Below are 15,140 nucleotides of genomic sequence, written 5' to 3' on the forward strand. Positions count from 1 at the left end.
CCACCTGGCAATAGGTCGAAAACGGATGGATTAGATGAAGCGCAAAGCATCGAGGTAGAACAGGCCGAGGCCGCACGCCGCGAACATGCCCGCGATGATCCAGAAGCGCACGACGATCGTCACCTCGTTCCACCCCTTGAGTTCGAAGTGGTGCTGGAGGGGAGCCATGCGGAACACGCGCTTGCGCGTGAGCTTGAAGCTCGTGACCTGGATGATGACCGAGAGCGAGATGATCACGAACAGGCCACCGATGATGCCGCCCACCAGTTGGGTGCGGGAAAGGATCGTGAGGGCCGCAAGCACGCCGCCGAGGGCGAGCGAGCCCGTGTCTCCCATGAAGATGCGCGCGGGCGAGGTGTTCCACCACAGGAAGCCCACGCACGCGCCGAGAACCGCGGCAGCGACGATCGCAAGATCAAGCGGGTCCCTCGCGGCGTAGCACGAGCGGAGCTCTTCAACACCGCACTGCTGGCGCCACTGCCAGAAGGAAATGAGCACGTAAGCGCCCGCGAAGATAATGGTCGCGCCGGAGGCAAGGCCGTCGAGGCCGTCCGTGAGGTTCACGCCGTTGGACCACGCGGCCACAAGGAAGTTCGCCCAAATCGCGAACAAAACGATGCCGAGGGCCGTGCCGGCAAAAGCGAGGTTGAGCCAGGGAATATCTCGCACAAACGAGATATGCATCGACGCGGGCGTGTGCCCCCAGCGGTCCGGGAACTGAAGTGCGAGCACGGCGAAAGCCGTACCGATGAGTCCCTGGCCCACGAGCTTCGCGCGGGGAGAAAGGCCGAGCGACTGTTTCTTCGCGATTTTCGCGTAGTCGTCCATGAAACCGAGAATGCCGAGCCCCACCATGAGTAAAAGCGCGAGCATGCCCGAAGCCGAGGGCGCTCGAAGAATACTCAGATGCCCAACCGCGTACCCGACGAGGGTTGCCAGGATAATCATGACGCCGCCCATCGTGGGGGTTCCACGCTTCGTGGCGTGCGTTGTGGGGCCGTCGTCTCGCACGAACTGGCCATACTGCTTCTTCACGAGGAAGCGAATGTACAGCGGGGTAAGAGAGAACGAGAGCACCGCGGCCAAGGCCCCGGCGACCAAAATTCCGATCATTCCTTCTCTCCTCGGTTATCCGCCTTCGTGGACTCGGCTCCCCACGCACGCACGAGAGATTCGCCGAGCTTCGCGAGGCCCGCACCGTTGGACGACTTGAGCAAAAACGTGCTCTCGGGCCTCCTCAATGTTTCTAGCACAGCGGGAGCATCCTCGAGGCTTTCGACATACACGGCCCCCTCGTGTTCACCGCGGGTTTCGGTCACACCTTCGTAGATGTCCCGTGCTCCCTCACCGACCGCGACAACCACATCGATCCCGCTGCGGGCAGCATAGGAGCCTATATCGCGATGCGCCTTCGCGCTTTCGTTCCCGAGTTCGAGCATCTCGCCGAGCACGGCAATCGTGTGGCGTTCACGACCGAGAACCGCAAGCGCATTAAGCCCCGCGCGCATCGAATCGGGATTCGCGTTGTACGCATCGTTGATGAGCGTCACTCCGTTTGGCAGCTCACTCACCTGCATGCGTCCCGGGGAACGCTGCTCGGCGGCGTTGAGGCCCGCGGCAATCTCCTCGAACCTCACGCCCACCGCGGAAGCAGCAGCGGCTGCCGCAAGCGCGTTTTTCACGTGGTGTTCTCCCGTGAGAGTAAGCGCGATAGGCAGCTCGCTGCCGCCCATGTGGAGCGTGAAGCTCGCACGCGCCAAGGCATCGAGCCGCACGTGATCGGCATAGGCCTCGGCAGAGCAATCGTTTAGGGAGAAATGCGCGAGATGCGCTCGCGTGCGAGTTCCCATCGCCTTCACTCGAGCGTCGTCGGCGTTGAGAACTGCCGTTCCGCTTTCCTCAAGCGCTTCCACGAGCTCCCCCTTGGCCCGCGCGATGTTCTCCACACCGCCGAACTCGCCAACGTGGGCGGAGCCAACATTGAGAACGACAGACACATCCGGGCGCGCGATATCCGTGAGGTGGCTGATATGCCCGATACCTCTCGCCCCCATTTCAAGGACGAGAAAGCGCGTCGTCTCTGTCAGCTCAAGGACCGTGAGCGGAAGGCCGAGCTCATTATTGCGGCTGCCCACGGGGGCAATCGTTTCTCCTACGGGTGCAAGGATCGCGTGCAGCAGATCCTTCGTACTCGTTTTCCCGTTGGAGCCGGTCAACGCAATAACGATGGGCGGCTCCGCACTTGCGCGCGCGCTCTCAAGTTCGTGACGGGCGAGGATGTCGAGAGCAGCGAGAGGATCCTCGACCTGAATCGCGGGGAGGGCGAGGGCCTGATCCGTTTTCGTCACGAGCGCCGCGGCAGCACCGCCCTTTTCGGCGGCGCTCACGAAGTCGTGGCCGTCGACGTGCTCGCCTTCGAATGCCACGAAAAGATCACCTGAATCGATGACGCGCGAATCGACGCTCGCCTTTCCGTGCACACACTCCTCCCCCGTCGCGCCCCCAACGAGGCGGCCACCCACGAGGCGCGCGATTGCCCCTGTCGTCGTCTTACGCATCGTGGTCCTCCTTCATCATCCTGGTGGCGTTCCTCTTCGCCCATGTACGAAGCGCATCGCGTGCGTGCACGCGATCATCAAAGTCGATCGTGTGATCTGCGAGCACCTGCCCGCTTTCCGCTCCCTTTCCCGCGATGAGCACAACGTCATTGATCTTGGCCTCACCGATGGCTCGTGCGATCGCCTCGGCTCGATCACCAACGTTCTCGACTCTCGCGCGAGAGCCCTCCGGGATTCCCGCAAGCACGTCCTGCCTAATCAACGCGGGCTCCTCATCGCGCGGATTGTCGTCCGTCACGAACACGCGATCCGAAAGTCGCGCCGCGACTTCCCCCATAAGTGGCCGTTTCAGCGCATCGCGGTGCCCCCCAGCACCAAAAACTGTGACGATTTCCCCCACGTTCTCAAGGGTGTGGAGAGTCTCGAGGGCGTGCTCGAGCGCATCGGGCGTGTGCGAATAGTCCACGACGACACGCGGGCAAGCGTCGGACTGACCGACCCTTTCCATGCGACCGGGCACCGTGCCCGCGGCCGCGAGCGCCGTGCGAACTTTCTCGCCCTCACAACCGAGCGCACGAAGCACAAGGGCAACCGCGAGAGTGTTGGCGACATAGTGGGTGCCGGGGAGTGCACTTTCGAGCGTGAACGGCGCACCTTCCGACGGCTGCACCGTAAACACCGTGCCATATTCACCGCGATTGATTTCCCCCACCGTGAAATCAGCTTCGTGCCCGTACGCCGAGTACGTGGTGACCGGGATCGTGGCCCGTTTGGCGAGCCGGCGCCCCCATTCATCGTCAACGCACACGATGCCGCGCCTCGCATGCACGGGGGTGAAAAGCGAGGCCTTCGCCTCGAAGTAGTCCTCCATGTCTTTGTGGAAGTCGAGGTGATCCTGGCTGAGATTAGTGAAAACCGCGACGTCAAACGAGACTCCCGCGACCCTGTGGAGAACCATGGCGTGACTCGAAACCTCGAGCGCAGCGGACGTCATTCCCTCGTTCACCATGTGGCGCAAGAGCGCGTGCACGTCGGTGGCTTCGGGAGTTGTGCGCTCCGTGGGAATCTTTTCCTCGCGCCCGCCCGCCCACGCGAGGAAGGTGCCGTTCGTGCCAACAATGCCGGCATTCTCGCCAAGTTCCTGAAGCGTGCGCGCACACATCGTCGTCACGGAAGTCTTCCCGTTCGTGCCAGTCACGCCGACAAGCGGAATCTCGTGCGAAGGCTCCCCGTACACAAGATTCGCGGCAAAACCCGCGAGCGCTCGAGGATCCTCGCAAAGCAGAAGCGCACACTGAGTTTCTGGGTGATGGGCACTCACGATCGAAGCTCCCGCTTCGTCCGTGAGAATCGCGCGGCAGCCCTGCGCGAGAGCCGCCCCAGCGTAACTCGCGCCGTGGGCGTTCTCGCCCTGGACCGCAACGAAAAGGGCCTTCTCCCCCGCCTTGCGGGAATCGATCGTGACACTCGAAATCGGCACGCTCTCACCGCGCAACTCGAGCGCTCCCGACCCCGGGGCGCCCTCGAGTTGGCGAGCGAGGTCTCCCAGCATGAGATTGGTGCGAGCACTCACGACTTTCACTTCCATTCGTTTTCAAGTTCGGTACCGGGGTGCCCCGAAGGTGCGATCCCGCGGCGTTGCAGCGCGTAACCGAGAAGCTCCGAAACGGCAGGACCCGCAACCGTTGAGCCGGACTGGAACCCGTTGATCCCGTACACGAACACGCCCACTACGAGCTGCGGATCGTCCATGGGCGCCATCGAAATGAACGAAGACGTGTAGGTTCCGCCAGGGACCTGCGCCGTTCCCGATTTTCCGCCAACGGCGTATCCCTCAACGCTGCCCGCGGCCTTGCCGTTATCGTCGATATCGTTATCCATGAGATCGCGCATTGTCGCAGCCGTGTCGCTTGAGACGACGCGCGTGTGCTCACCTTCCGGCTCGGGGGTGAAGGAATCGTCCGTTCCCACCCGCCCTTTGACGATGCGAGGCTCGATGCGCACGCCATCGTTGCCGAAGGCGCCCACCGCCGAGACTATCTGCAGCGCCGTAACGGCATAGCCCTGCCCGAAAGCGGTCGCGTATTGCGTGCGACCACGCCAGTCCTTCGCGGGGTGCAGGATTCCCGCGGATTCTCCGGGAAGGTTGACATTCGTTTTCGCGCCAAACCCGAAATTCCGCAAGTACTCCTCGCGCTTCTCGTTCGGGATCCTTCGTGAAACCTCAACCGTGCCAACGTTCGAGCTGTACTTGAGCACTCCGGCAAGCGTGTAATAGCGCTCGGGGTGCTCGTGCGAGTCCTTGATGCTCTCCCCGCCGAAATCCTTTCGGTACGGGATCGAGAAATGATCGTCGACCTTTGCCTTCCCCTCGTTGATCACCGACGCCATGGTGAAAAGCTTGCCCGTCGAACCAGGCTCGAAAACATTCGAGATGGATTGATTACCACGATACTTCGCGTCAGTCGCGCCGGGATTGTTCGGGTCGTACGTGGGGTAGTCGGCAAGGGCGAGCACGTGGCCGGTTTTCGGGTCAATCACGACGGCAGTGCCGCCGCTACCCCCAAAATCCTTGACCCGCTGCGCAAGAATCTCCTGCGCACGGTACTGAAGGTCTCTATCGATCGTCAGTTCAATACTCTCGCCATCGATCGCAGCCTTCTCGCTGACCTGCGCCGAGGGGATCAATTGTCCACCTGCACCGCGCTCATACTGACGCTCGCCATCGGTTCCGCGCAGGGCCTCGTCGAAGGAGAGTTCGGCGCCCGCGAGGGCCGTACCGTCCGAACCCGTGAAGCCCACGATATTGCCCGCAACTTGGCCCGCCGGATACAAACGCTCGGCAACCCGCTCGGATGTCACGCCACCGATGCGAAGCTGCTTGACGGCAGCTTCGACCTCGGGGCTCACGTCCTTGGCAAGGATCGTGTACCCCGACTTGCCCGTGAGCTTCTGTTCGAGCTCATCAACGCTCATCGACAGCAGCGGTGAAAGTTCCATCGCGACCGCTTTCACGCCCTTGACCTGCGCAGTTTGGGACTTTTCGCGGTACCTGGGCATCTGCCGCTGATCCACGATGATGGTATAGCGTTCGGTGCTCGTGGCGAGCACCTCGCCGTTCGCGTCAAGAATGTCGCCGCGAAGCGCGGGCACTCGCTCGGTGTGGAGGCGATTCGCGCGTGCCTCAGCCGCTAACTGAGCAGAATTAATCCCCTGGATCCACACGAGGCGCATGCTGACCGCAAGGGCGGCGATGAGCATGAGCACCACGATCACGCTGTGGCGGCGATGCGGCTCGTAGCCATTGCGGCGCGGGTGCGCTCCCGCTCTCGACTTTCGAGGAGCGTGAGAACGCCCGTCACGCACTTTGCGCGCCGGGCGGCTGCGAGAGTCTCGCGGCACACGAGAATCCGGCACGTTTAGCGCGCCCTCTCATTACCCATGCCGTAATCGTAAAGATTCTTAGGCGCTTTCGCGACGTGTGGAATGAGCGCTGTCGCCCCCTGAGCCGCGGCTGCCGGCTCGCCGATAATGCTTCCGTTTGCGAGGTCAATGTAGGCAACTTTTCCCGCGGGCACCATTCCCAGTTCGCGCGCCTGACGTTCAAGCTCTTGAGGTGTTCCGAGTAGATCCGTCTTTTCCTCGAGCACCTGGGTCTGCTCGCTCAGCTCACGAGATTCCCGCTGGAGCTTCGTCACCTCGTAGCTCATGTTCGTCATCGAAATATTGAGCATAAGGGTCGCGATCACGGCAGTGAGCAGCACGAGCGTGCACAGCACCGTGAAGGGGAGAGAGCTGCGCTGGATATTCGGGCGCGCGACAAGCGCGAGGTTCGCCGATCGCGCGTGCGCGGGAGCGATGCCGGCACGCCTGCGGGAGGCGGGGGTAGCTGCGAGCTGTGCCATGGCTATGAAATCTCCGGTGGTGTCGTGCGTTCGATGGCGCGCAAGCGCACGCTCGCCGAACGCGGGTTGGTTTCTTGCTCGTGTGCGGGCGCCTTCATGGCTCCGCGCTTGACGAGCGAAAAGTTCGGGGCAAACTCTGCGAGGTCAACGGGAAGGCCCGCGGGAGTTTTCGAGGTGCTCGCCGCCACGAACGCTTCCTTGACCATGCGGTCTTCGAGCGAGTGGTAAGACTCGATGACGAGCCGACCGCCGAGCGCTAGTGCCCCGAGGGCACTGTCGAGGGCGTCGCGAAGGATATCGAGCTCCTCATTCACGGCAATCCGCAGCGCTTGAAACGTACGCTTGGCCGGATGGCCACCTGAGTGGAGGGACTTCGCGGGCAGGGACCGCTCGATCGCGCTCACAAGCTGGGGCGAACGCTCAAAGAGCTCCGACGCCCGCTCTTGCACAATTGTGCGCGCGATCCGCCTCGAGAATTTCTCTTCTCCATAGCGGTACAGGATGTTCGCGATGTCCTGCTCGCTCCACGTATTAAGAATGTCCGCGGCGGTAAGCGAGTCGCCGTCGGGATTCATGCGCATATCGAGAGGAGCGTCAACGCTGTAGGCGAAACCGCGCTCGCGTGTATCAATCTGAAAACTCGAGAGACCGAGGTCCATGAGGATACCGTCAGCCTTCTCACGCCCCGCTTCCGCTAGCGCATCCACGATTCCGTCGTAAGTGGTGTGCACGAGTGTGAAGCGCCCGTCGAAGCCTTCCTGGATCAGGCGCTCGCGAGCGAGGCCGAGCGCTGCTGCGTCACGGTCGATCCCCACGAGGTGGGTGTTCGGAAACGCCTCGAGAACAGCGCACGCGTGTCCCGCCATGCCGAGGGTGCAGTCCACGTAGGTGGAGTTCGCGCGCTCGAGTGCGGGGCGTAGGAGCTCGAGGCACTCCTCGCGCATCACGGGTGCGTGAAGCTGGGACGCGTCCATCGTGCCTCCCCTCGCTCGCTATCGCCATTCGGCGTCGGTTTCCTGATCGTTTCGCGGGTGACGTCATACCGTCAGACATCTCCTCGCTTGCGTCCCGCCACCGGGGAAGATGCGTCGGGGCGCAAGCGAAGAGATGCCTCGCGGCACGTCGTCTAGAACAAACCTGGAACGATCTCGGTTGCCGTTTGAGCGAAGGCCTCCTCGGTCTCTCCCAGATATGTCTCCCACGCTTCGCTCGACCAGATTTCGATGCGGTTGCCGGCACCAATAACCGTGCATTCGCGATCGAGCCCCGCGTATGAGCGAAGGTGCGAAGGAATGGTCACGCGGCCCTGCTTATCCGGCACGACGTCTTCCGCTCCCGAGAGGAGCACGCGAAGGTAATCGCGCGCATCCTTGCTCGTGACCGGCGCCTGGCGCAACTGCTCGTGAAGGTTCTCGAACTCCCGCATCGGGTACACCGTCACGCAGTGTTCCTGACCTCGGGTCATCACGAGCCCCGCCGCGAGCTGATCGCGAAACTTTGCCGGAAAGATGAGCCGCCCCTTGTCGTCGAGCTTGGGCGTGAAGGTGCCAAGAAACATGGGCACCTCCATTCCCCGTCTCGATCCGGGTGGACCTCTCCTTACGCCCCCACTTTACCCCACTTCCCACCACAAACAACACCCCATTCACCACATCGTCACCAAATCAGCATAAAAACGCAGGCCAGAAAGGTGGAGGTAAGTGGAGGAGATTCGCCGCACAACCCCTTCAAGGGCCACAATTGGAGGGATTTCCCAGGGAAAACCCGTCGAACGCATCGTCGAGCTCGAGCGCCCCGCAGACTCAACCTATCTCCTAAACATGCAGGTCAATACGCAGTTTTTGGGTTGCATAAGACCCCGCGCGCCAGTTGGAGGAACCGCGGCGGGGTGAGGTGGTGGAGGAAAGTGGAGGCAGTGGAGAGAAGTGGAGGTGGTGGAGGGAAATGGAGGCAGTGGTGGAAAGTGGAAGCCGCGGATGGGCATCGCTCGCAGAGGGGCATCGAGGTTGAGAAAGTTGCAGGGGCACGCCCGAAATCACGGCCTCGAGGTGAGTGTTCAACACCCTCAAAAAGAGCAAGCGCTGATGGATGCTGATTCAGCACCCGCGCTTAGCGCTCGTGTCTCACGCTTATGGCTAGCGCTCGCGCCCGCGTTCGTCCCATCGCTGCTCGAGCTTCTTCATGAAGCTCGACTGTGCCTTCGAACCTTTTGCGCCTCGCTTCGAGGCCCCAGAAGTAAAGGACGGATGCATACGGCGCGGATCATCCAAGGGGATCTGTTTTGGCGATTCCGATGAGAGGCACACAAACGCGCCCACCACCATCACAACGAAGGCGAGAACGCCCAGCCACACCGCGGGAAGTGACACCGCGAAAATGAGGAGTGCGAGACCGGCGACGATAACGCCACCGCCGAGGGCAAGGCGGCGGGTATTGAAGGACGACGATTTTTCGGGCTCACCGAACTGGTGCGCGAGCGTGGGATCATCACTCGAGAGCTGCTTCTCGAGCTCATCGAGAATCCTCTGCTCCTTTTCGGAGAGTGGCATTGGTGCCTCCTTACACCGAAGTACAGCGGGCCCTACGAAAGCGCGCGGATGAGGGGTGCTGCTCGGCGGATCGTCGTGGTCTCAGTGTAGGCAGCAAACCTGAGATTTTCGAAACCGCGTTCACCTAGGAGCACACGACCTCAGGCATCGCCATTGCCCGAGTCAGTGCCGTCTTTCGCCTCGAGATCGCGTTTTTCGAGGCCCGATGCGCGAGCGAGTGCGCTCACCCCAAAGCGTTCCCGGGCACGATCCATGGCCCGATCCACTTCGCCCCACGTTGCAGATCGCCCTTCGAGATCGCCTTGCGCATGGACGCTCGAGGCGAAAACGAGATGCTCCGCTCGAACCCCGAGCAAACGCACGGCACCTACGCCCGCGAGTGCTCGCTCACACACCACGAGGGCACGCTCACGAAACTCCTCACTCTCGTACACCGGGACGGGGAAGCTCCCCGTGCGCGTGAGAGTCGACCAATCGGGCCGGCGAACCTTGATCGAGACGCTTTTCGCAGCCAACCCGCGAGTGCGCAGCCGATAAGACACTTCATCTGCCATGCTCGTCGCGATCGAGCGAAGACGCACCGGATCGGCGATATCGGTCGAAAAAGTGCGCTCCTTGCCAATGCTCTTGTCTTTTGCATTCGCCCCCACGGGCCGCGAATCCTCCCCGCGCGCAAGCGCGAGCAACGCGGGAGCGCCGGAGCCCACAGCCCTGTGGACAACGCTCGGCGGGAGCGCCGCAAGCTCGCCGACGGTTGCCACGCCCAGGTTCGTAAACTTCTTTTGCGCAACGGGCCCCACGCCCCCGATGGCCGAAAGCGGCAGTGGTGCGAGGAACGCGGCGGTGCGTTCAGGCTCGACCACGTCAATCCCGTGGGGCTTCGCGCGCGACGAGGCGATCTTCGCAACGGACTTCGAGATTCCCACACCGACGGAGCAGGTCAGATGAACCTCGTCCCACACGGCCTGGCGGATGGCCCTCGCGATTTCCTCTGGAGCGCCAAGGAGCCGCTGCACACCGGAGATATCGAGGTAGGCCTCGTCAACGCTCACCGCCTCTCGAAGCGGCGTGAAACGATCGAGCACCGCCATGATCTGTGCGGAAACCTCACGGTAATGCGCGTGGCGACCGGGCACAACGATGAGGTCAGGACAGAGCGTGCGCGCCCGGCTCATAGGCATCGCCGAGTGCACGCCGTACCGGCGAGCTTCGTAACTTGCCGTCGCGACGACGCCTCGGGGGCCGTCCCCTCCTACCGCAAGGGCACGGCCTCGAAGGCGCGGATCATCGCGGACCTCAACGGAGGCGAAGAAGGCATCCATATCGACGTGGGCAATGGCGCGCGGCCACGGCTCAATAGGCACACTCTCACCTCCTCACACTCGAAGGTTAACCCTACGTGTTTAGGCGGCGAGAGCCTCGAGACCAAGGAGTTCCTCCTTGACCTCGTAGAGATAGGCGAGGGTTTGCTCGGCGTGTTGGCGAACATCCCGTTCGCTGATCGCCCCCGTTGATTCCCAGTACGCGCCGGCGGTGCGGCGAAGTTCCACAAAGCGCGCGGCCTCGCGTGCGCGCACGCGATGTACGCCGCCCATGCGCTCGAGCGCCTGCCACACGTTGAGTGGGAGCTTTCGCTTTCGTTGCGCATTTGCGCGCTCAATCGCAAGCCCCGCGACCTTGAGTGCCGCGCGGTGGACGCGCTCGAAGCGCTCCGCCACGTTCATCTCCCCCTCGGCGCTGCTCTCGCGAATGTCGGTTTCAAGAGTTTCGAGCCGATCAAGGCTCGCATTGAGCTGCCGAATTTCCCTGAGCGCCGAAGGAGCCGTTGAGGTCAAGGTGAGTTGTGGTGTCGATGTCATGCTGCTTCCCCTTTCTCGACACTCACGACAATAGAAAGGGGGTGAGACATTTAAACTCGAGTCATGGCACGCAACCGTCGACCCAACCGCCTTCCGCTTACTCTCCCCTTCTTTGAGGACATCCACACGACTTTCGGGATCGTACGCCTCGAGCCAGAAACAGACGGCTCCTACACCGTGATCATCGACGGCATGGAGAGCTCCCACATCCACCCCGACCCCGAGAACCTCGTATTCGAGTACATGAGGTGGATCGCCTCAATCATCACGACAACCTACCCGAGCGAAAGCCCGCTCAACATCGCCCACCTCGGAGGCGGCGCCGCCTCGCTCCCCCGCGCACTCGCGCACCACTTCCCCCATTCACGCAACTCCGTGGTCGAGCTCGACGCGAAACTCATCAGCCTCGTGAGGGAATGGGTCGACCTCCCCGCCTCTCCACGCGTCGCCATCCGCGAGGGTGACGCCTTCACAGTTCTCCCCACGCTGCGCTCGGCGCGCTTCGACATCGTGATCCGCGACGTGTTTTCCCATTCCCGCACGCCGCTTCCCATGCGCAGCCTCGAAGCAGGGCGCGAGCAGCGCCGCATTCTGAAGGACGACGGCATGTTTCTCGCGAACATCGCCATGGATCGTGACCAGCGCGAACTCGCCGACGAGATCGTCACTCTTCGCGAGGCCTTCGGCGACATCGAGCTCATTGCTGAGCCGAGCGCTATTAAGAAAAGGCGCCGTTCAAACTGCATTGCGGTCTACACCCCCGGCGGGCTGAGCGCCGCCGCTCGCCGCGCGATTCGAACCGACGCCGTCACCGTACGCACGCTGGACCAGAAAACCGTCGATCGGCTCGCGAGCGGGGGAACCATCGTCGAGCTCGGCGACGATGCGGGAGCGGCAACCGTCGGACATTAAAAAAGTTCCGCACCCGAAACGGGTGCGGAACGAAAGCCTAGTGAGGCGAGCTTACGCGAGCGAGCGCACGTGCGCGGCCTGCGGTCCCTTGTCGCCGTCGACGACCTCGAACTCGACGCGCTGGCCCTCGTCGAGCGTACGGAAACCATCCATGTCGATGCTCGTGTGGTGAACGAAGACATCGGCGCCGCCGCCATCAACCTCGATAAAGCCGAAACCCTTTTCGGCGTTGAACCATTTAACTGAGCCCTGTGCCATGCGTGGACTCCCCTTACTTCTCGTACCAAATTGCGCATAAACACGCGCAGCCACCATCATTCCACGCCATGCACATGCGTACACAGTTTCCACTCAGCGTGTCGACGCCATTCTCCACTTCGATAGCCGCGGCAACCTTAGGTTGGAACACTCATGAAAAGCGACCATAATGGAATGTCGCTTATGCCCCGCACGGGGCATGCAAGTGGATCATGTCCCATCCTGGAAGGACCCCACGTGGCTTCCTCTGACGAGCAGATCGCCCTCGAACAGCGCTACTCCGATCGAGTCTATGCACGCATCGACGAACAGATTGCGCGCCTCGAAACACAGCATTCAAGCGTGATTGGCGCTCAAACGGCGAGCACCCACCAAAACCGCAGCGAGCGGGATTCCTTCGCCACCTTCTACGAGGACCGCATCGGGCTCCTCAGGTCGGTTTCGTCAAACGCCATTTTTGGCCGGCTCGATAGGTCCGACGCCAGCCGGCACTACATCGGCCGCATCGGGGTGTTCACTGCCGAAGGCACACAACTTCTCGTTGATTGGCGCGCACCTGCCGCCGCCGCGTTTTATCAGGCAACGCCCAAGTGTCCGGGCGGGGTGCGGCTTCGCCGCCATCTCGTGACGTCAGGGCGCACCGTCGTGGACATTGAGGACGACGTTCTCGACGGCTCGCTTCTTGACTCGGATGAGCACCATTCGAGCCTCCAGGGCGAGGGTGCTCTCCTCGCGGCCGTCTCCGCGAAACGCACTGGCCGCATGGGCGACATCGTCGCCACCATTCAGGCCGAACAGGATCGCATCATCCGCCACGAAACCCGCGGCGCACTTGTTGTCCAAGGCGGCCCCGGCACGGGCAAAACCGCGGTTGCTCTCCATCGCGCTGCCTACCAGCTCTACACCCACCGCAAGAGGCTCGAACACTCGGGTGTACTCATCGTTGCTCCTACGCGCGGCTTTCTCCGTTACATCGAGCGCGTGCTCCCGAGTCTCGGCGAGACAGGCGTCGTGACGCTCACACCAGGCGAACTCGTTCCGGGCATCCGGGCTGACAAGCGCGACCGCGAGGAGGTCGCGCGTGTGAAGGGATCTCTCGCGATGACGAAAGTTCTGCGTCGCGCGATTAAGGCCCGCCAGCAAATCCCCAAAGCTCCCATCGATCTCAACATCGACGGCGTGCACATCACTCTTACGCCGAAGGATGTGCGCGCTGCACGCGCCGAGGCCCGTGCCACCGGCAGACCGCACAATCTCGCGCGCACGACCTTCGTGCGCGCTGCACTTGAGCGCCTCGTGGAAACCTATTGCGCGGAGCTCACGCGCCTCGAGCGGCCGTGGGCTGAGGAAGATCGCGCGGACCTCCTCCATGACCTGCGCACGAACCACGACGTCAAGGTCGCGCTCAACCGCTGCTGGCTGCCCTACAGCCCGCAGTCCTTCGCCCGTTCGTTCTTCGCGAGTAAGGATCGGCTCGTACACGCCGCCGGCGAACACATGAGCGCACGCGAAGCAAAGCTGCTGCATCGCGCGAAGGACGCCGAATGGACGGTCGACGATGTCGCTCTGCTCGACGAGATTGCCGAACTTCTTGGCGACGACGACAGTGCAGCGCAGCGCGAACAGGACAAGGCCCGCGCTGCCGAACGCTCGAACCTCGAATACGCCGAGAAAGTTTTGAGCATGATCGACTCCTCCGAAGGCATCGTGAGCGCAGCTGAGCTCACGGCTCAGGTGGGCGCCCGGCGCGATGGCCGCTCTCTTGCGGAGAAAGCAGCAGCGGATCGCGCATGGACGTACGGCCACATCGTCGTTGATGAAGCGCAAGAGCTCTCCCCCATGATGTGGCGCGCGCTCATGCGCCGAAATCCCACGAAATCGTTCACGATCGTGGGCGATGTTGCTCAGACCTCTTCAATTTCGGGGGCTGACTCGTGGGACTCGGCGCTTTCGCCGTTTATCGACGATCGCGCGTGTATCGAGGAACTTACGGTCAACTACCGCACGCCTTCGCGCATCATGCGCCAAGCTTCGTCGCTCGCCGCCGCTCACGGACTTAGCGTGACGGAAGTAAGGAGCGTGCGTAAGGGTGAGCATGATGTGCGATTTATCGAGGCGCCCGAGGCCGGCCTCGTAGAAAAGACCCTCGTCGAAGCCCGCACCCTCGTAGACCTCACCCGCGGCCGAGTCGCGATTCTCTGCCTCGATGACCTTCTCGAGGCTGTGCTCGCGGGTGCCTCCAGCCTTTTCGGCGATGCAGCCGTGGGGCGCGGATCAGTGGGTATCGACCGGAAAGTGTCGGTCATGACTCCCACGGATGCCAAGGGCCTCGAATTTGACGCTGTTGTGATCGTGCAGCCCCGTGAGATTCTCGAAAGTCACGCTCGCGGCGCGAATGATCTCTACGTCGCACTCACGCGCCCAACGCAGGCGCTTAGCGTGGTCTACGCAGGCGATTTGCCCGCCGGTCTCCAGCCGTAACGGCACGCCTCGCGCACACCCGCGTAAACGGGCATAAAAGAACCGATGGCCGCGGCTTCCCCTCCGCGACCATCGGCCAAGAAAATCATACAGGGTTTTTGGAGAGCCCCCGACCACTTTCACAGGAATCTCAGGCTTCACGGCTCCGCTTCTAGCGCGGCGAAGAATCTTCGCTCTCGGCTCGCAGCTCTTCAATGGCCGCCTCGAAGTCTTCAAGACAATCGAATCCGCGATACACACTCGCAAAGCGCAAGTAGGCAACGAGGTCAAGTTCCTTGAGCGGTTGAAGAATCGCGAGGCCCACGTCGTGAGCATCGATCTCGGAGACGCCCTTGAGGCGAATCGCTTCCTCAACGCGCTGCGCTAACACCGCAAGCTGGTCGTCGGTCACCGGCCTCCCCTGGCAGGCCTTCCGTACCCCCGAAATCACTTTCGATCGCGAGAACGGTTCGCTCACTCCGGAGCGCTTGTGCACGGCGAGCGACGCCGATTCCGTTGTACTGAACCGCTTATTGCATGCAGGGCACTGCCGACGGCGGCGGATGGTCATGCCGTCGTCAGCGGTTCGCGAGTCCACAACGCGCGAATCTTCATTCCTACAAAAAGGGCAATGCACCC

Annotated in this window: 14 protein-coding genes; 2 read left to right on the forward strand and 12 right to left on the reverse strand. The window is 62.3% G+C overall.

Annotated features, from left to right (window positions below; genetic code table 11):
• Positions 1 to 30: 30 nt before the first annotated feature.
• The 10 genes from mraY to NBW56_RS03455 form a co-directional block, all read right to left on the reverse strand.
• A complete protein-coding gene (gene mraY, locus NBW56_RS03410) occupies positions 31 to 1,113 on the reverse strand; it encodes a phospho-N-acetylmuramoyl-pentapeptide-transferase (protein WP_250257981.1) in 1,083 nt (360 codons plus the stop codon).
• Positions 1,110 to 2,558: a UDP-N-acetylmuramoyl-tripeptide--D-alanyl-D-alanine ligase gene (locus NBW56_RS03415; RefSeq protein WP_250257982.1), complete on the reverse strand. Its 1,449-nt coding sequence runs from the start codon at positions 2,556 to 2,558 to the stop codon at positions 1,110 to 1,112. The genes mraY and NBW56_RS03415 overlap by 4 nt, the downstream gene beginning before the upstream one ends.
• Positions 2,551 to 4,131 carry a UDP-N-acetylmuramoyl-L-alanyl-D-glutamate--2,6-diaminopimelate ligase gene (locus NBW56_RS03420; RefSeq protein WP_167550775.1) on the reverse strand — a complete coding sequence of 527 codons (1,581 nt, stop codon included), beginning with the start codon at positions 4,129 to 4,131 and terminating at the stop codon, positions 2,551 to 2,553. The genes NBW56_RS03415 and NBW56_RS03420 overlap by 8 nt, the downstream gene beginning before the upstream one ends.
• 5 nt (positions 4,132 to 4,136) lie before the next feature.
• Entirely contained in the window at positions 4,137 to 5,975 is a 1,839-nt protein-coding gene (locus tag NBW56_RS03425; protein WP_236886233.1) for a peptidoglycan D,D-transpeptidase FtsI family protein, read from the reverse strand.
• Between the two features lie 2 nt (positions 5,976 to 5,977).
• Positions 5,978 to 6,463 (reverse strand): cell division protein FtsL, encoded by a 486-nt coding sequence (gene ftsL / locus NBW56_RS03430; RefSeq protein WP_065248203.1) that lies wholly within the window; start codon positions 6,461 to 6,463, stop codon positions 5,978 to 5,980.
• A 2-nt stretch (positions 6,464 to 6,465) separates the two neighbouring features.
• The gene (gene rsmH, locus NBW56_RS03435; RefSeq protein WP_065248204.1) at positions 6,466 to 7,437 is read right to left on the reverse strand and encodes a 16S rRNA (cytosine(1402)-N(4))-methyltransferase RsmH; all 972 of its coding nucleotides are present in this window, start codon (positions 7,435 to 7,437) and stop codon (positions 6,466 to 6,468) included.
• 152 nt (positions 7,438 to 7,589) lie between these two features.
• Complete coding sequence (gene mraZ, locus NBW56_RS03440; protein WP_065248803.1) at positions 7,590 to 8,021, reverse strand: division/cell wall cluster transcriptional repressor MraZ; 432 nt, start codon at positions 8,019 to 8,021, stop codon at positions 7,590 to 7,592.
• 577 nt (positions 8,022 to 8,598) lie between these two features.
• Positions 8,599 to 9,012: an SCO2097 family morphological protein gene (locus tag NBW56_RS03445; protein WP_065248205.1), complete on the reverse strand. Its 414-nt coding sequence runs from the start codon at positions 9,010 to 9,012 to the stop codon at positions 8,599 to 8,601.
• A gap of 140 nt (positions 9,013 to 9,152) precedes the next feature.
• Entirely contained in the window at positions 9,153 to 10,376 is a 1,224-nt protein-coding gene (gene dinB, locus NBW56_RS03450) for a DNA polymerase IV (RefSeq protein ID WP_250257983.1), read from the reverse strand.
• A 39-nt stretch (positions 10,377 to 10,415) separates the two neighbouring features.
• Entirely contained in the window at positions 10,416 to 10,871 is a 456-nt protein-coding gene (locus NBW56_RS03455) for a hypothetical protein (RefSeq protein ID WP_250257984.1), read from the reverse strand.
• Between the two features lie 63 nt (positions 10,872 to 10,934).
• On the opposite strand from NBW56_RS03455, the gene NBW56_RS03460 reads away from it, so the two are divergent.
• Entirely contained in the window at positions 10,935 to 11,783 is an 849-nt protein-coding gene (locus NBW56_RS03460; RefSeq protein ID WP_250257985.1) for a spermidine synthase, read from the forward strand.
• A gap of 51 nt (positions 11,784 to 11,834) precedes the next feature.
• Here NBW56_RS03460 and NBW56_RS03465 read toward each other — a convergent pair whose 3' ends face one another.
• On the reverse strand, positions 11,835 to 12,041 hold the full coding sequence (locus NBW56_RS03465; protein ID WP_016663000.1) for a cold-shock protein: 207 nt from the start codon (positions 12,039 to 12,041) through the stop codon (positions 11,835 to 11,837).
• 237 nt (positions 12,042 to 12,278) lie between these two features.
• Between NBW56_RS03465 and NBW56_RS03470 the strand changes: the two genes are divergently transcribed.
• On the forward strand, positions 12,279 to 14,522 hold the full coding sequence (locus tag NBW56_RS03470; RefSeq protein WP_250257986.1) for a HelD family protein: 2,244 nt from the start codon (positions 12,279 to 12,281) through the stop codon (positions 14,520 to 14,522).
• 151 nt (positions 14,523 to 14,673) lie between these two features.
• On the opposite strand, the gene nrdR is transcribed toward NBW56_RS03470, so the two are convergent.
• Positions 14,674 to 15,138, reverse strand: coding sequence for a transcriptional regulator NrdR (gene nrdR / locus NBW56_RS03475; protein ID WP_126848410.1), 465 nt, complete (start codon positions 15,136 to 15,138; stop codon positions 14,674 to 14,676).
• Positions 15,139 to 15,140 lie beyond the last annotated feature (2 nt).

The organism is Dermabacter sp. Marseille-Q3180 (assembly GCF_940792985.1).
Classification (GTDB): domain Bacteria; phylum Actinomycetota; class Actinomycetes; order Actinomycetales; family Dermabacteraceae; genus Dermabacter; species Dermabacter vaginalis.